The 2,200-nt window shown below is 46.4% G+C and carries 2 protein-coding genes; both read right to left on the bottom strand.

Annotated elements, in window-relative coordinates; translation table 11 throughout:
- A partial coding sequence (locus WCO51_12675; protein MEI6514107.1) for a methyltransferase domain-containing protein occupies positions 1-1,029 on the bottom strand: 1,029 nt, incomplete at its 3' end.
- A 118-nt stretch (positions 1,030-1,147) separates the two neighbouring features.
- Positions 1,148-2,083, bottom strand: a complete 936-nt coding sequence (locus WCO51_12670) for a lysylphosphatidylglycerol synthase transmembrane domain-containing protein (protein MEI6514106.1) — start codon at positions 2,081-2,083, stop codon at positions 1,148-1,150.
- Between the last annotated feature and the right edge of the window lie 117 nt (positions 2,084-2,200).

The raw sequence follows: 2,200 nt of genomic DNA, 5'->3' as shown, positions 1-2,200 counted from the left end.
GTCAGCATCTAGAATCATTAACACGTTGCATTCCGCCGATTCGAAACCCTTCCTTACTGCGTCACCTTTACCTCTTCCGTCTTGACGCAGCACCTTGATATCCCATGATCCCTTGTAGCTTTCTTGAACACGGATACACTCTTCATATGTACCGTCGTTAGAGTTCCCCTCGATGAACAATATTTCTTGGTGACTCCCGAATCGATGCATTTCCTTTATCGCGCGCTCGATGTTACCTCTCTCATTGCGGCAAGGTATTATGATAGACACAGAATCATCCTTGCAATCGAGCTTTTGAAGAGATCTGCCAACCAAGTAGGTGCGGAGGCACAATCGTCGCAATAGTGGAAGTGGAGCGACAAATCGATTGATTAACCGCCCCAGACCAAACATTTTAAATGGAACCAGCTGTCGGCCTTCACTACGGATAACTTCGAATTCTGAGAGATCCATTATATTGTGGAAGTCAGTCGATGAGATAAAGCTCACGTTTGGTTGAGGCATACGCCACCCAATGCGTGTTGCTAAGTTAAGCAGAGGCCCCCAAAAAGGCGAAAAATATGCCACTATCAAACGCGTGGAAGGTGAAAACAAACGATGCAAATTATGCAGCATTGCGTCAATATCCTCTACCATACCTATAGTGTCGGATATGATAACGAAGTCGAAGTCGCCCTGGATTTCCCCAATGGTCGCGGCGTCCTCAATATCTCCAAGGGTAAATTCAAGATCTGGGTGACGTTGTCTTGCGAAATCGATCATTGCGGGTGAAAAGTCTATTCCAACACCCCGAAGTGGTTTTAGTGACGCTAGAAGTGAGCCTGTGCCACAACCCAGGTCAAGGACGCGTGACCCCTCAGGCACAAGAAAGCCAAGATATCGCCTATCGTCCTCATAATACGAAGCGTTCTTAGAAATCCACTTCTCACGGTCAGCCGCCATTCGCTCGGCGTTTTCGAGAATCTTTCTCTTGTGAGGCGGCATCGGATCAAGTGATATATTCTGAAGTTCGGAAGTATTGCTCATCATAATTCCGTGGTGATGATCAAGTTCATCGAGATCTCCGCGGTCGACTACGGCAACCGCTTACTGGAAGGTGAAGGTCGGCGTCGGCACTGAGATGCAAGGACTAACATATTCCCCAAGTCTATTTATAATAAAAACGTTTATAGCCGCACGTAAACCAAAGCGTACCTCCAAATATCGCTAGAAGAGTCAAAACTAGCCCGAACAATACGGACACCGCTACAGCGCTCGAAGGCTGGATGTGCAAAGGGGCGAATAGTAATAGTGCCGCTCCTTCTCTCAATCCCCATCCACCGATCGAAAAAGGAATGATTGAAACTAAAACCATTCCTTGGACTATAATAATAGCATCCCACCAAGCAATTGGAACACCAAGTGCCAGCGCACAATATTTGAACGACAAGATGTACATGGCGTTAGATGCAAATAGGCAAGCAAGAGTAAGTGTCAAGAAATACCAGTTGCGCATGCAGCGTGAATATTCCTGTGTGATTCGGAGTGGTGTCCTTATCATTCTAGGGAGCCGCTCACCAGAAATAAACACGCCGACAACTATTGCTCCTAATGCGCCAATGGATATGGCTACAGAACAATTGAGCAGCACCCAGAATAGTCTCGATTTTATGACCAGCGAATTTGATAACCAACCCGCCCCTAGTATTGATAGTGCTACAAAAAGCAGTCCATTGGCTCGATCAACTATGACCCCATACACTGATTGGGATAACGAAACTCCTGCATCGCGCGCGCGTAACGTGCGAGACGCATCACCTCCTAGCCCAGTTGGCAATATCTGCTGGAAAAACATAGCCTCGAAAGTACCAAGAACTGCCGTGCCGACACCGATAGGAGGGGTGAGGACCTTTGTAACAAGCATCCACCGAGCGGCATTTGCCAACAGAGCAAATGCCATTAAGCCCACTGCCAGGGTCACAAGTGAGATGTTCGCCGACATTAGCAAATCTGAAGTGGAATTTAGGTCAGTCGTCCTGAATAGATATGCTCCCAAAGCAAAAAGGACTAGAATCTTGAAGAGAACCAATGCAGCACGGATCATCTAGGGTCCTTCAAGTTTCCATGATATTGGGATATTTAGATTTTTCCCTGTTTAAACGCAAATTTTGCAAATAATTATTCTTCTAGTCTAATGTCTTCACTCAATAAACTCTACGGT

It is taken from the genome of bacterium, assembly GCA_037131655.1.
Taxonomy (GTDB): Bacteria; Armatimonadota; Fimbriimonadia; order Fimbriimonadales; family JBAXQP01; genus JBAXQP01.
The sequence above is the reverse complement of the archived record's forward strand: the minus strand, read 5'-3'. Positions and strand labels throughout refer to the sequence as shown.

Bases quoted from the DNA above. Each gene is read 5' to 3' on its own strand.
- WCO51_12670 (MEI6514106.1), bottom strand. From the start codon at position 2,083: ATGATCCGTGCTGCATTGGTTCTCTTCAAGATTCTAGTCCTTTTTGCT.